Source organism: Candidatus Auribacterota bacterium, from assembly GCA_026392035.1.
Taxonomy (GTDB): domain Bacteria; phylum Auribacterota; class Tritonobacteria; order UBA1439; family UBA1439; genus JAPLCX01.
Genome location: JAPLCX010000092.1, coordinates 1 through 14650, shown reverse-complemented (window position 1 = coordinate 14650; position 14650 = coordinate 1). Strand labels below are relative to the sequence as shown.

Here is a 14650-nt window from a genome sequence, read left to right as displayed (position 1 = left end):
AACTATATCATTATACAATCAGATTACAAGCAAAAAAATGATGAGGCCGAAAGAAAATCTCAGGCCTCAATCTCATAAATCACATAACTCTTTGCTACATAAAAGATTAGCTCTTCTCTTCTCCCACTGTCTGAATCACAGTAAAAATCACTCTGGCGTTCCCCCATTTTTCTTTACAAGGCAGTTCTCACCGCGAAGGGCACGAAGAAAAAGTAGGTTAATCAGCCTATTCCGCTATCTTCGTGACCTTCGTATTGCAAGTGTGCAAAACTTTTCTTTTTGAGAAAGTTTTTTGCTTGGTATTCGTAACTTTCTTTACCGTAGAATGTTGTGTTCAGTGAATTCAGTGTCCCTGCCCGCCGGCAGGCAGGTTCAGTGGTAAAAATTGGTTGCGGCCAACAATATATTACAAAATGGGACGGCTAAAAAGCGGGGAATGTCCTGAAAAATCACTGGGTCGGTAATAGATGATGCGCATAGGAGTATGTACTTTATAGCATAAGGGGCGCCTTTATCATGACCAAATATTATGGTCATGACAGCACAATTTACGGTGCTCTTCCGTTGTGGGTGGGTAAATTCTGCTGATCCCCCCCTGCCAAAGGCGGGCAAGTCTGCTGCGTGTCAGCCTCCGGCGGAAGGCCAGACACTCGTGCTGTCCGAAAATGGCCACCCATGAAATCCAGGGCGGGGGCGTTCTGGGGTGACGCAACTGCCCTCGATGGCGCCAGCCCAGTGTAGATTACAACGTAATTTTCGCCAGATCGCTCGGAGTCAGGCGCGCTGTAAAGCGTCGCCTGCACTCCGTTGTTGGCCGCTTCAATTGGTTTTACAGATCCACCTTCAAAAACCAGTAACCCTCGTTGTGGTGGTGACCCGCTGGTTTGATTTCCATTTTCGAGGAAAAGATCGGACCGTCCGTGACAACGGTATGGTATTCACCCAACTCTCCCGACGGATCAATTCCGGCCTCCCCCATTTCGGAAATTGTCTGAGCCTGTATGCTCTTTCCCAAGAAGTTCTTGTCCAGCTTCTGTTCATTGATGACGACGATTTGGGCTCTGAATCCCAGACCGATGAATTCTTCCAGCAGTTCGCGCCGATCTCGTTTCCAGAGGGGATGAACCGGTACGATCCCCGCAACACCACACACACGCCTAACCCATTCACGATGCGAGTCCACGTCAATATCCCCGAATACGCCCACTTCGATTCCGGACTTCTTGAACTCGTGAAGGGCCGAAATAAATTCCACTTCGTATTGCTGCCACGAGGCTGAACGGAAAACCGGCTGCAAACCCAAACTTCTGGCCTGTTCCTCAATCAACGGTTTGGGCAGTGCGTGGGAACGAGAAGTTACGCCATCTTCCGATAGGATCGTGAGAAGGGAGTGGGGCTTGCCGCCGTTCTGGATGGCGTGGTACAAAGCCAGACACGAGTCTTTTCCGCCGCTCCATGAACAGAAGAAGGGAAGACCAGTGATTGATTCCTTCGCGTCAACTGTCATTGTGTTTTTTCCGGCCAACAGGGGAATCGGCGTCCGGGCTACTTCACGGTGACCTCAACGGAATCCAGCGCGAATGCTTTTATGGGCGAAGGAGCGGTCCCCTTCGGCATGAGGCCCGCGTAGATGGTCCACGTCCCCGCGAGAACACCTGCGGGGATGGGCATGTCGAGGAGGTCTTTGGTCACTGCCTGCCTTAAAACGGGCACCGCCACGGCATAGGCTTTGACTCCCTTTACAAGGCCCCTGGGGGTGAGTGAGTAGGATACGCCCGGCCCCCTGAACACGACATAGGCGTCAAACGGCTGCGTGGTCGGCTGCACCGCGACAGAGAGCGCGAACCGATCGCCGGCGTGGAAGATTTTGCCGTTACAATTCAACTGAATTGCCTCCGGGGCGGGTGGCGCGATAGAGGTCACCTGGTACACTGCACTTGCTGTTGCCCAATCGGTATAAGCGAAGGCTAATTTGGCTGGCGTGCTCTCGTTGGGCCCAAAGGATGAATCACGGCTGTACAGGGCCAGATATGTATAAGAGTCTGATGATCCAGCGGCCCTGACGCAAAAATCGCTGACTTTTCCATCAGTTCCAACTTTATAGATTTTCCCCTTGTTGGAATCAGAGACAAACAAGGCGCCGGACGAATGCCAGACAATGTCATAACCGTAATCAAGTATGGCTAGTTGGACTGCGTCTCCTTCGCCAAGTTTGGGAGCACCATTAAGGACAGCGCTTAGTGCTGATTGAGAGAACCTGAGCAATTTACAGCTTGCCGGGGGAGCGGGGAAATCAAGCGTGCCTTTTACATAGTAGAGATTGCCCTGTGCATCGACCGAAATAGGTCCCGAGGGCGCATCCGATATCCGCACCACCTCCGTCATTTCATCGCTCGTCAGGTTCCAGTGATATATGATGTTGGGGCTGCCGAAACCTCCCGGGGATGCGCTGAGGTAACAGTTCCCGCTGTCTATAAACGCAAGGTCATAATTAAACGCAACTGTCTTGACCGGTTGGACAGCATTGTCCGAAAGATTCATCCTGTAAATAGTCCCGCTCGTGCTCTCTCCAAAGAGCGCAAAGCCGCCATCAGGACTCACCCGAATAAATGAGCCATACACGGGAGCCCCAAAATCGTACAACAGCTCCGCCGTTGCAGGCGAACCGTCGGCGTTGGCGTCAACCCGGACAATGTAGCTATTTGCAGTGTAAGCGAGATCCATGTACATTCCAATTATATCTCCATCAGGGAGATAGTCGATCCCGCCTCCGCAGTTTTGATTGATCGCTGAGGCCTTGTAACCCTCCGGCACCTGGACCGCGCCGGACGCAACACAGGCGACTGCGATAATCCCCAGCATAATTGCCAATCTCATCTTTGCCTCCTTTCTCTGTGATCTCCGTGTCCTCCGTGGTAAAAAATTGAATACAGCTGCCGCTACCACACATGCCAACGTATCCGCGATCAATCCGGTTCTCATGTTATTCTCCTTTCTTTTTCTATTCTTTTTCTACCCTATTCACTTCTATATGAACTTCGGAGCGCTCAGCCACCAGACAATAAAAAAGCCAGCTCCTCAGGTTAAGAAGAACTGGCCTCTTTCACACCGGCTTCTCCCACCCCGAAGAAGATTTTTCCTGAGGTGTCCTGGCTTGTGGCATCATACGACCCGCACGCCTTCCCAGCGCAGCAACCATTCCCTGATCCACTGCGCCAGTGGCCTGCGGCACGCACCCACGCCACTTACAGTTGCGGGGGCAGCAGCGGTATTTCACCGCTTTCCCTCATACAGCATTGTTTCAAAGAACAGTGCTATTATACACTCCCCCTGCGGGAGGTCAAATAAATTATTCGCACAGCAAAATTTTGCCGGCGTTGTCCCAAAGCTAAGGGCTGCGGACAGTATTTCACATAGTAGGCGAAATGTGGTGCGGATTTGGGCTTCAGGCTCTATGTAAAATCGCATATAATGATGCCGGCGCACAGATATATTCTTGCTTGTCGGAAAGGACACACTTATGAAGTACCGAAAACTCAGCACGAGTGATCTCGTGGTATCTGAAGTGGGTCTGGGCACGTGGGTTCTCGGGGGCGATCACTGGGGACACGCGGAGGACGAGGAGTCCATCGCGGCAATCCATGCCGCGCTCGACTCAGGGATAAATCTCATTGACACCGCTCCCGCATACGGCAGGGGGCACGCGGAAGAGATTGTGGGAAAGGCGATCAAGGGACGGCGCGCGCGCGTGATCGTCGCCACCAAGTGCGGCGTCCACCGCGATGGCAAGAAGTTCAGCTACAGCCTCAAACCGGATGATATCAGGAAGGAGATCGAGGACTCCCTGCGAAGGCTCGGCTTGGACACCATTGACCTCTACCAGTGCCACTGGCCTGATCCAAAGACGCCGGTCGAAGAGACGATGAGAGAAATGCTGAAGATGCGAGACGCAGGGAAGATCCGCCACATCGGCGTTTCAAATTTCGACGTGCCGCTCCTCGAGCGAGCGCTCGCCGTCGCCCCCGTGGTGAGTCTGCAGCCGCACTACTCCCTGCTCGAGAGGAAGGTAGAACAATCCATTCTCCCATTCTGCCGGGAGAAGAAAATCGGGATCATCTCCTATGGCACCCTCGGGAGCGGCATCCTCACAGGCAAGTATGTTGAGCCCCCCTGTTTTAGCAAGGGTGACTGCCGCAACTTCTTCTACATGTTCTATAAAGAGCCCTACTGGAGCCGGACGCAATCGCTCCTGGCAGAGATGAAAGAGGTTGCCGGGAAAAGGGCCGTTCCCCTCGCACAGGTAGCCGTCAACTGGGCACGTCAGCAGGAAGGAGTCACGGCCGCGCTGGTGGGCGCGCGCACCGCTGCGCAGGCGACCATGAACGCAGGAGCGGGGAACTGGGAGCTGTCGAGGAGTGAGCTCGATGCGATCACCACGGCATGCAACCGCATCTTCGAGCGGTGACCGCGCAGGAAGTCGGCACCTGCGTGGCCCAGACGGCCACAGAGGGAGCGCTCACATTTTTCCCCTGAGCTGCAATGTGAGCGGCACCTTCAACCGGTGGCGCTGCATGAAACCTCGATCCCCGAGTATCTCGGCGGAAGGGCCGTCAGCCACGATTTTTCCCGCGCTCAGGAGCACCGCCCGTTCGCACATCTCGACGACGAGATCGAGGTCATGAGTGGCGACGATCTTCGTCCCCTTGCACGATTTGAGCACGCGTATAAATTCATCCCTGCTCTCAGGGTCGAGGTTGCTCGTGGGCTCGTCGAGCGCGATAATTTCGGGGTCGAGCGCCAGCACCGTCGCGAGTGAAACCTTCTTTTTCTCCTCGAAGCTCAAGTGGTGCGAGGACCTGGATTCAAATCCCCCCAATCCCACGGCTGAAAGCGCGCGCGCTCCGCTCGCTGCATCCGCATGAGATCGTCCGAGAGCAGGCCGTTATCGGTCACCGCGAGCCTCCACGATCCAAGAGAGTAGCTGCCCGCGATCTCGCCCTCCCTGATGAAAGGGATGAATGCGCCGATCGCGAGCACGAACGGCATGGTGAGCAGCAACCGCATGCCCGCGAATGCGAGGGGCACGCGGGCGACGGTGAGAAGCGAGAGAACGGTGAGCGCGTAGATCACAAAGCTCGGGTACGCCCTGGGAGGGGTGGTGATAATGAAAAGAACGCCCGCAGCCATCGCGATGAACTTGACCCTCGGGTCAACGCGATGCACCACACTGTCGCCGCTGCTGTATCGGTCAATGAAGGAATGTGTAATGACGCATCCCCCCCGCTGACAGGCTCTCGAGGAGGGGGCCGGAGGCAATGCGGGACCACTCTTCGATGACGATATCCCTGCGGCGCAGCATGCGCTGCCACTCCCCGGCGGTGAGCATCCGGCTCTCGGCGATCTCCGTCGCCCGCTGCGTTATCTCCCTCGCCTCAGTATCAAGCCGATAAAGAAGGCCGAAGTGGACTTTGCCCACCATGTCCATGTCATCGTTGATGTACCCCAGGATCCTCGGCGTGAGCGGTCCCGTGATTTCAATCTCCTCTCCGAGCTCCCTGAGCATGCTCGCCCTGACCGGGTTCTCCGCAGCGAGGTCTGCGCGATCGATGTGCCCCCCTATTCCCAGGGACCACTTTCCCCTCAGCCGCACCTCGTCGTAGTCCCCATCCCCCTCGGCCCTCTTGTAGGCGAATATCTTCCCCATCGCAGGATTGACAATGATGCAGTATGCGATGGGCTGCTTGAGGGCGGGATTGTCCTCCACGTTTCCCCGCGGTGCATAGCGGTAATTTTTCAGGATGAGCGACTCGTAGTCGTACGCCCCTGCGGGGGAAAAGCCCTGGAACGGCCTCTCCCGGAGAAGCAGATCGCGCTCCACAACCATGATCTCTTGCCCTTTGCTCACGGTGCTACCCCCTTGTGAGAAAAAGCGTGACATGAGCTTCTTCCCCCGCAGGTTTCAGGGCAGTGACGGCCAGCGAACGTCCTCCCTTTTGGAAGGCTACCGTTCGACCATCGGGTACGGCCACCTGCGCGCTTTCGATCCAGCCATTCTCCCTCATGGCCTTGCGGTAAAATTCGATGATCTCCAGTACCGTCCCGTTGCTCCGGAGGAGCACCTGCATGCCCTCCCCTGTGTCCGCAGAAAGTACGATCCGTGCTCCTGAAAAAACAGGAACCACTCCCTTAAAACTATCCGGCAGTGCCGGCTCTTCGCTCCAGGCGCACGAGAGCACCGCTGCGAGAACGGCCGCCATAAGGATCTTTTTCATTCTTAGGTGAGCTCCACACGTTTAAGAACGGTTGAGTTCCCGCCGCGCCCGTCTATGAGGTGCTCCACCAGCTTTCCCTCCTGCCCTGAAATGGTCGGATAGGTGATGCAGTCCTGTATGCACGGCAGAACGTTTTCAAAAGGAATCTTTCTTATGCCGGTATCCTGTTTTGCCATTTCTCTCATACTCCTCCATGCGATCAAGGTGCTCCAGAAAATCAGCCCCGCGATCGCGACGGAATCAATAACGGTGCAGTAACTCTCTCCCTTCCTCAAAGACCACGATTCCTCGGGCTGTTATCCGGCGCGGACGCGTGCCTTGTCTCTCGCGCCCCGTTCCCTCGCCTTTGCGGCGTGCGCCTTCGCCCGGGCCTCATCCCTCTTTCGGCGGACCGCATCGGCGAGCTGTTTCTTGAGATCGCGCCTGAACTGCTTGACCGCCGCCTTCGCCCCTGAGAGATCCCTGCCGCACCGGTATCCGGTGATATTTACCTCAGCAACCGCCTCCGGGTTCAGGTCGTAACGGGCAATCTCACTATGGATTGTGTAGAGGGCGGTAAAATCGAGCCCCTCGATGAGCTCCCTCGGCACAGTAGGGAGAAGCTTGGCAACCTCGTTGTGAATAGACCCTCTCGGCGGCGCCACATACCCTTCTTTTTTCCTTATCATACGGTGCTCCTTTCGATTTAATCTATGGCCATTACGCCGTACACGCTATAAACGACTCGGGGCCGTTCGGGGTTATTACAATAGTAAAAATTAGCTTCTTTGTAAAACGGATTAGTCACCCGGCATCCGGCTGGTGACCATGCCCGGCGGGTTCGTTCATTCGGTTTGACTTTCACCCATAGTTCGTGTCAACATACTTCATCGCAGTTTCCTTTTGGTGTATCGAGATCCAGGATTCAACCATTGGAGGTAGAGTGTGAAAGCTATTATCTTTTGTTACGTGATGACGATGCTCGCCGCGCTCCCGTGCCGAGCGGATATCATGAGCTTCGGCAGCGGCAGCGGCGCGCCCGGCAGCTCGGTGAGTTTCTCGCTGAGTATAGACCCGGATGAGTCAGTGACGGACTTTGATTGCACATTTGAATACGATACTAACCTCCTCACGCTGGACAATGTCGAGTTGAGCGACGGTGCGCAGGACAATGGGATCTACCGGATCTGGTGCAACGAGTCGCCTCCGGGCAGGGTCCACATCTACACGGAATCCTGGGGTGACGAATGGTGGGTCGACGACATCAGCAGGCTCGCAATACTCACGTTCATCATATCATCGAGCGCCCGCTCCACCACGACCCCTGTGAACTTCATCGGCCCCGCGTACTACGAGACCGATTATTCCGGCTACTGGAATACCGCCACAGCTCAAAATGGCGCCATCACCATAGTGGCCTCCGGTCCCACCCCGACACCGACTCCCCCCAGTGGAACACCTCCAGAGCTGAGCCTGCGGATGGAATCCACCATGGTGCTCGCCTACGGTGAGGAGCCGGTGGTGCGTTATCGTGTGAAGGCAAACGGTTGGAAAGGATATCACGCCGACGCATACCTCGCCGTCACGCTCCCCAATGGAAAGCTGCTCTACCGTAACAGCCGCGGCGGACTCACATCCAAGCAGACGCCTGTGCGGGGCAACATGACCATCGGCGACGCCTCCGGCGACATCGGCTTCGGGCCTCTCCCGAATAATGCCCCTCCTGGTCTCTACACAATATACGGCGTGCTCGCGACTGTCGGTAAGAATCCACTCAAGGGGAAGTATCAGATATCGAATGTCGAGGACACCCAGTTCCAACTGGTGGCCGGCACTCCCACGCCCAAACCATGAGCTGGCGGCGCGAGAAATTGACGCCTCGGAATTACAAACTGCTTCTCTTGTTGGCAGGCAGAGATACAGCTAATCTCTTGAATACCTTGCACACCGCGAGGCAGACCCAGTAGATCAAGTCCTTGTCTTTTCCCCGCAGGAGCTTGAGCCTGAAGAGGCCCTTTCTGTCCTGCCGACCCCTCAGCCAGTCAAGGGCGCGCGCGATCTGTGCATTATTTTTAGAGAAGCCCATACGTGATAAGGAGTCGAGCGCGGACACTATGTCCGTGAACCAGAACGGGTACGACACCCTTCCCCAGTACTCCGGCGCGCTCCGGTCCGGGTATGCGTCCCTCCTGAAGAAACGCGAGGCAAGCAATGTTCCCGCATGCTGTGCCTCTTTTGACCTCCCGTAGATTGGATGGGCCGCGAAGGCGCGGAGCACGACTCCTGTGGCGAGGTGCGAGAAAGGCCTCGTGCGGTCGGGCTCAATCGCCGCGCCACTCGCCACGCTCGTTTTATAGCTCGCTCTGACTGTCCTCATGGGGATCGCCCAGCCGCCGTCATCCTGCCGCATGGAGAGAAGCCACCTAAACCCCTTCTCGATGCGGGGATCATCGCCGTATCCCGCCTTGATGAGCAGTTCCATGATGCCGGCGGTGTAGTTCGGGGAGTAGAGAGGGCCATAGATTCCTCTGAAGTCTCCTTCGGCGGTCTGGCAGCGAAAAAGGAATTCGGCTGCCGTCTGGATTTGCGGATGCCTCCTGTTGAGCCCGTATTTTTCTACGAGTTCCCCGAGCATTCTGTAGGTTTCTATCTGATTGTAATCTTCCTCCGAGCGCATGTGCGCACTGCTACCGTGGTATCTCCACGCGCCATCGGCCTGCTGTCTCTGAAAAATACGCCCCACACACGGCAGCTCCCAGAGCGTTTCGATCGGCTCAACCTTCTCTCCCAGGAGATCCCGCCGCGTAAAATATTCAATGGCCGGATTCCCCGACGCGAGAAGCGCCGGCACCGGATCGCAACGGAGAAACTTCTTCCAATCAGGCATCTTCAGCGCACGTCTCCTCTCCCCTCAGGTATCGTCCAGTAAAGCTTTCACCGCATCGCATGAGGTCTTCCGGCGTTCCCTCACACACGATTGTCCCTCCCCTGGCGCCCCCTTCCGGTCCCAGGTCGATGATCCAGTCGGCGCATTGTATGACATCCAGGTTGTGCTCGATCACGATTACGGTATTGTCATTATCGACCAGGCTCCTGATGATCTGCAGCAGTTTTTCGATATCGGCCATGTGGAGCCCCGTGGTGGGCTCGTCCATGATATATATCTCGCCCTTTTTATGCAGCTCCGACGCCAGTTTGATCCTCTGGGCCTCGCCTCCCGACAGCGTGCTCAACGGCTGCCCGATCTCCAGGTAGTCCAATCCCACGTCGCACAGGATCCGCAGTCTCTTATTGATCTCGGGATTGTTGAAGAACTCCTGCGCCTCAGCAACAGTCATGTTCAGGATGTCATGGATATTCTTCCCTCTGTACCGCAGGGCGAGGACATCCTCCGTGTACCTTTTTCCCTGGCACTCGTCGCAGGTTATCTTGATCTCGTCCAGGAAACTCATCTCCACGCTTATTGTGCCAAGGCCCTTGCACTGGGGGCATGCGCCCTTCGAGTTGAAGCTGAACAGCGAGGGGGCCGCCGCCGTGGCACGCGCGAACTCCTTTCTGATCAGGTCGAAAAAGCCGATGTATGTCGCGGGGTTGGATCTCGAGGATCTTCCGACGGGCGACTGGTCGATACTGACCGCATCCCTGTTCTCCTCGATGAACACGCCGTGGATAAGGCTGCTCTTCCCGGAGCCCGCCACGCCGGTCACGCACGTGAGCACGCCCCGGGGGATCCTGGTTGAGACATTTTTTAGATTATGCAGGGTCGCATTCCTGATCTCGATGGACTTCGTCCATGCCTTTCGCCGGCCGCCGTCCCTCGTGTTCCTGTTCAGGTACTCCCCAGTGATCCCTTTCGACCGCAGGAGCCCGTCGACCGTCCCGGCATACACCACCTCCCCCCCCTGCCTTCCGGCGCGGGGCCCGATGTCGACGGCATAGTCGGCCGCCCGTATCACTGCCGGGTCGTGCTCGACGACCAGAACGCTGTTTCCCTTGTCCCTCAGCTTTTTCAGCATCCCGATCATCGCGTTGATGTCTTTCGGGTGGAGGCCGATCGACGGCTCGTCCAGGATGTACATCAGGTCCACGAGGTCGCACCCGAGCTGCCGTGCCATCTTCACCCTCTGGCTCTCCCCGCCCGAGAGCGTGGCCACGGCGCGGTTGAGCGACAGGTACCCCACGTCGATGTCAACCATATAGGAGAGCATCTGCTGCATCTTCCGGACCATCGGCCGCGCGACATCCCCGCCGACCGTTGCGAGGAACTTGCGGAGGTCGGTGAGCTCCATGTTCACCAGATCGGGGATCGTCCTGCCGTTCAGGGTGACGGACCGCGCCTTCTCGTTGATCCGCGCCCCCCCGCAGGAATCGCAGTCCGAGTAGACGAAGTACCGCTCGTACGCGTCCCGCCGCGCCGCGGAGAGCTGGTCCTTCGCTTTGTTGATGTGCAGCCGCTCGAGCTTCCTGACGACCCCCTGGTAGTTCTTCGTGTAGGTCCCGGCGCCGTGCGTCTTATCGACCGGGATCCCCTCCGCGTAGAGCAGGTCGGCGCGCTCCTTCTCGGAGAAATCCTTCAGCTTCTTGTCCACATCGAACAGGCCGATCGCCACCATCTCCAGCCAGTTCCACGCGCCCACCTTGTAGTCGGGATGGACGATCGCCCCCTCCCGGATGGTCTTCTCCTCGTCGAGCAGGAGGGTCGTGTCGATCCGTATCCTCTTCCCGAGCCCCTTGCAGGCGGGGCACATCCCCGCCGGATGATTGAACCCGAAAAAGAACGACGGGCCGATGAACGGCGTGCCGCACCGCGAGAACAGGAGCCGCAGGTAGGTGTAGAGCTCCGTCGCGGTCCCCACCGTGCTGCGCAGCGTCGTCCCCATCCGTTTCTGGTCGATCACGATGGCTGTCGAGATGTTCCGTATCTCCTCCACGTCGGGCTTGGAGAGCTTGGGGAGCCGGGCCCGCGCGAAGGAGGAGAATGTTTCGATGAGCTGCCGCTGGGCCTCTGTGTAGATCGTGTCGAAGACCAGGGACGATTTCCCCGACCCCGACACGCCGGTGAAGACCACGATCCGGTGCTTGGGGATCTCCAGGGAGATGCCCTTCAGGTTGTGGGTCCGCGCGTTCGCGATGATGATCTTGTCCGGGGTCATGGCCGTTGTGCGGGCTCCGGGAAGCGGGTGATGAAGCTTTCCAGCGCGCGCGCCACCTCGTAGAGTTTGCCGCAGTCGACGATCTCCGGCGTGTCAGCGGCGGTATGCGTGATCGTCGCCATCAGCTCGCGCATGTTTTCCGACGTGAAGGCTATCGCGGGCCTCCCATTCTGAACGAAGACCATGTGATCGCCCTGCTGCCATTGCTCTCCCTTCACGATCCCGCCGCACGCGCCAAACGCCCTGTCCGCGCACACCCGGATTTCCTTCGGGCAGTCGTAGAGGGAATAGGCGCTCCTTCCGCGGACATATCCCACGTCATCGATGTTAACGGCGACGGCTATGGAGTCGAAATCTTTCCCATATCGGCGCAGGTAATCCATCTGCCCCCCCGCGCTGTAATAGTCCTCTCCGTTAAATGCGATTATCTCAATACACGCTGGGCCATGATAATCTTTGAGCATCTCCGCAAGCAACAGCTCGACGACGATGCCGGGCGCGTTTTCATACGCGTCGATATGCGCGCAGACGATAACCTTATTCTTTGCATCAGGATTCTTCCGGGCGATCACGTTGCACGCCGTTGCGGGGATCCGCCTGGCATCGATCCTCAACCTGAATATTTCGCCTGTTCGGGCAGCGAGTTCCTTCCCAACAGTATCCGTGCAGTACACCGACGGTATGTCAAAATCCCCGTCACATATCAGGGGAAACGGGTACAGCGCGCCAACCAATTCCGGCTTTTTCCCCGTTGCGGTGATAATTACTGCCGGCTGTTTCTCTTCCAAGAGGGCGTATATTCTCTTGTGATGATCGGGATTATAGAATACAAAGTTCTTGGGCATCAACTGCTCGGCGCAGAGCGCGCCCTTCATCAACAGAATCTTTCCCTTGCATGCGCATTTCTCAAGCTCATCAATTGTGGAAACCGTTTCCAGCGCAGCGGTTACATTGCATCCCAAGGAAAACGGGCTTGTGTGAATTTCGAAGGATCTCCCCTCGCATAGCAATGATGATTCCCCTCCTGCATAATCCAGACACGAAAAGGGAGTAGTATCGATCGTGTAGCCCCAGGGCTTCACCGTTCGGGCAAAAAAGTCCGTAGCTGCTCGGTTTCCCGGTGATCCGACACGCCTGTTTGGTTTTACGCTGCACAGGGTGCTTAGATACGTTTTTGCCTTGGAAAGATATTCATCTCTGTTCATGTCCATAATTCTCCTTGGTTCTCTTGCGTTTTGTATAAGTACATCGCGTGATTCCCTCTCCCTCTGACAGGCGAGAGGAGATAGCAACGGAACAGCCACCATCAGGGTATATGCCGCTTTACGCATGCTCGGTTACTCCCGATTGGATTATTAATACCCGGTCCTATCGACATTGAAGAGCACTATTGTCTTTAATGAAAGGCGTCACGCCATTTTCCTGGCAAGGACTAGTGTGGTGTCTCGGAAGTAGCATTCAAAAGTCCTGTCATTGCGAGGAGCGTAGCGACGAAGCAATCTCATGATTGCCAATATGTTGAGATCGCTTCGCTTTCGCTCGCGATGATAGACATATGCTAGGAATTTCCGTGACAAGACACTAGTGCGCATTAACCTTTTTCAGTTGCGACAGATAGGAATCAACCCACTGCAGCTCTCCTTTCAATAGGAATACTGGCCGGGTTGCTACTCCGAATCGATGAGGCGGGCAGCCGGCATCCCGTAAATATCTTCGCAATTTTTCATACCCATTGATCTTTTCTTCCAAGGCAGTACGGTACTTTTTAAGCGCCGCCTGTATCTTGTTGCCGGGAAGCAGACTGCAATTATACGTGCCAATGTCGATTTGCCATCTGACATGTTCCGGCTGGCTCAGCAGCAATGCAAGTTTCTCTTTCAATGCCCCCTTGCCCTGACTGTTTATTGTGTATAGTTTTCGAAGACGGTTCTGGGAGCTTATCTTATTTGTTCGTATGACGAAGCCGTCCTTTTCAAGTTTCCTCAACAGCTTATATATCGATGACATCGAAAGTTCAGTCCAGAACCGCATATCACGGTACTTGACCTGCTGTTCTATCTGGTAGGGATACATCGGTCCCTCAGAGAGCAGACCCAGAAGAGCAGCCTCGGCACATGATAACTCAGCCATTGCGTTCACCCATTGATTGTAGTTATCCCGATGATAGTGTACTCATTCAATATAGTATGAATCCAATATATAGTCAATAAATATTCATCATTATTCTTTCTGATTTTCCCAATTTTTCAACCGGCGGGGTGAGTGGTCTATTACATCAATGACATCTTCTGGTCGCTCATTTCTGGTTGCTCTGTAGTGACCGATTTTTGCTTTAGTGCTTTTCCCTTCTCCCTTCCCCCTACTCCCTTATCCCTGTAGTATTGGCGGAGGGGGTGGGATTCGAACCCACGGTGCCCGTAAGGGCACACCGGTTTTCAAGACCGGCGCTTTCGTCCGCTCAGCCACCCCTCCGAATAGCTATATCATACTATATAGGAGTTAGTTATGCTATGCCAATAAATTGCCATGTGTGGCAAGTATAATGGCTTGGTGTCCAAAAAGTGTCTATCAGAATTCGGTTGCACGAGTTTCATTGTATTACTATCTACATCTACTTTTGTGGCCAGTTTAGAATCCCAGTCATTCATCCGGCCACCGAAAACCTATGCAAGTATCGCAGGATATTAGGGGCCAGATCATCCTACGCCATTGCCGTGAGGATATACCTCTGAAAAGCGAACACAAAAATGATTCTTAAGGAAATATTTTCCAGCTTTGAGATCCACGAAATAGCACCTAATTACCTGCTTTAAATCGTTGAATAAATGTATTGGATCGACTTTTAAATATCTATTTTCAACCCTATAAGGTTCTTTTCTTCTATCGCCATCTGTATCTGATATTTCAATACCACCTTTGCTGTCTATCACAAATCCATGCGCGATTCCATTTCTATAGTATTTCCACAAAATATCTATCAAATTAATTTCTGCAAAAGGTGAATCTTTAACCCGAAATCGGCGAGTGAGGTTGCAAAAAACATTTTAGCAGCCGAAAACAAGCCTCCGTCCTTGTAGCAGATGTGATGGAAAGGATCTGTAGTCCGAAAAGGCACGCAGATGGCGTATATACACAGACTGCTCCCTTGATCTTTGTGAAACAAGGTTTTCAGCTCGCTCGCTATGTACAGACTGGTTGAAATTCATTGGCTACGAACCAGAGGAACCGGTCCAGGTTCTCCTTGAT

General features: G+C 55.1%; 15 protein-coding genes, 1 tRNA gene and 1 riboswitch. Of the genes, 2 read left to right on the top strand and 14 right to left on the bottom strand.

Annotated features, from left to right (window positions below; genetic code table 11):
• Positions 1-829: 829 nt before the first annotated feature.
• Together NTX71_10245 and NTX71_10240 are read right to left on the bottom strand one after the other, a co-directional pair.
• A complete protein-coding gene (locus NTX71_10245) occupies positions 830-1507 on the bottom strand; it encodes a diphthine--ammonia ligase (GenBank protein MCX6340277.1) in 678 nt (225 codons plus the stop codon).
• Between the two features lie 38 nt (positions 1508-1545).
• Positions 1546-2877 (bottom strand): hypothetical protein, encoded by a 1332-nt coding sequence (locus tag NTX71_10240; protein MCX6340276.1) that lies wholly within the window; start codon positions 2875-2877, stop codon positions 1546-1548.
• Between the two features lie 245 nt (positions 2878-3122).
• A riboswitch (cobalamin riboswitch) is annotated at positions 3123-3322 on the bottom strand.
• A 198-nt stretch (positions 3323-3520) separates the two neighbouring features.
• Between NTX71_10240 and NTX71_10235 the strand changes: the two genes are divergently transcribed.
• Positions 3521-4465, top strand: coding sequence for an aldo/keto reductase (locus NTX71_10235; protein MCX6340275.1), 945 nt, complete (start codon positions 3521-3523; stop codon positions 4463-4465).
• 51 nt (positions 4466-4516) lie between these two features.
• Here NTX71_10235 and NTX71_10230 read toward each other — a convergent pair whose 3' ends face one another.
• The 6 genes from NTX71_10230 to NTX71_10205 form a co-directional block, all read right to left on the bottom strand.
• Positions 4517-4843: an energy-coupling factor ABC transporter ATP-binding protein gene (locus tag NTX71_10230; protein MCX6340274.1), complete on the bottom strand. Its 327-nt coding sequence runs from the start codon at positions 4841-4843 to the stop codon at positions 4517-4519.
• Entirely contained in the window at positions 4840-5226 is a 387-nt protein-coding gene (locus NTX71_10225) for a hypothetical protein (GenBank protein ID MCX6340273.1), read from the bottom strand. The genes NTX71_10230 and NTX71_10225 overlap by 4 nt, the downstream gene beginning before the upstream one ends.
• A gap of 22 nt (positions 5227-5248) precedes the next feature.
• Positions 5249-5905, bottom strand: a complete 657-nt coding sequence (locus tag NTX71_10220) for an NUDIX domain-containing protein (GenBank protein ID MCX6340272.1) — start codon at positions 5903-5905, stop codon at positions 5249-5251.
• Between the two features lie 4 nt (positions 5906-5909).
• The gene (locus NTX71_10215; GenBank protein ID MCX6340271.1) at positions 5910-6272 is read right to left on the bottom strand and encodes a hypothetical protein; all 363 of its coding nucleotides are present in this window, start codon (positions 6270-6272) and stop codon (positions 5910-5912) included.
• Between the two features lie 2 nt (positions 6273-6274).
• Positions 6275-6448 carry a hypothetical protein gene (locus tag NTX71_10210; GenBank protein ID MCX6340270.1) on the bottom strand — a complete coding sequence of 58 codons (174 nt, stop codon included), beginning with the start codon at positions 6446-6448 and terminating at the stop codon, positions 6275-6277.
• 120 nt (positions 6449-6568) lie between these two features.
• Positions 6569-6940 (bottom strand): hypothetical protein, encoded by a 372-nt coding sequence (locus NTX71_10205; protein ID MCX6340269.1) that lies wholly within the window; start codon positions 6938-6940, stop codon positions 6569-6571.
• Positions 6941-7196: 256 nt separating this feature from the next.
• On the opposite strand from NTX71_10205, the gene NTX71_10200 reads away from it, so the two are divergent.
• Positions 7197-8105: a hypothetical protein gene (locus NTX71_10200; GenBank protein MCX6340268.1), complete on the top strand. Its 909-nt coding sequence runs from the start codon at positions 7197-7199 to the stop codon at positions 8103-8105.
• A gap of 31 nt (positions 8106-8136) precedes the next feature.
• Here NTX71_10200 and NTX71_10195 read toward each other — a convergent pair whose 3' ends face one another.
• From NTX71_10195 to NTX71_10170, 6 genes are all read right to left on the bottom strand, one after another.
• Entirely contained in the window at positions 8137-9138 is a 1002-nt protein-coding gene (locus NTX71_10195) for a hypothetical protein (GenBank protein MCX6340267.1), read from the bottom strand.
• Complete coding sequence (locus tag NTX71_10190; GenBank protein MCX6340266.1) at positions 9131-11404, bottom strand: excinuclease ABC subunit UvrA; 2274 nt, start codon at positions 11402-11404, stop codon at positions 9131-9133. The genes NTX71_10195 and NTX71_10190 overlap by 8 nt, the downstream gene beginning before the upstream one ends.
• Complete coding sequence (locus tag NTX71_10185; protein MCX6340265.1) at positions 11401-12366, bottom strand: M28 family peptidase; 966 nt, start codon at positions 12364-12366, stop codon at positions 11401-11403. The genes NTX71_10190 and NTX71_10185 overlap by 4 nt, the downstream gene beginning before the upstream one ends.
• Positions 12367-12985: 619 nt before the next feature.
• A complete protein-coding gene (locus tag NTX71_10180) occupies positions 12986-13534 on the bottom strand; it encodes a PadR family transcriptional regulator (protein MCX6340264.1) in 549 nt (182 codons plus the stop codon).
• Positions 13535-13786: 252 nt separating this feature from the next.
• Positions 13787-13876: transfer RNA gene (locus tag NTX71_10175), tRNA-Ser, on the bottom strand.
• A gap of 224 nt (positions 13877-14100) precedes the next feature.
• Positions 14101-14385 carry a hypothetical protein gene (locus NTX71_10170; protein MCX6340263.1) on the bottom strand — a complete coding sequence of 95 codons (285 nt, stop codon included), beginning with the start codon at positions 14383-14385 and terminating at the stop codon, positions 14101-14103.
• Between the last annotated feature and the right edge of the window lie 265 nt (positions 14386-14650).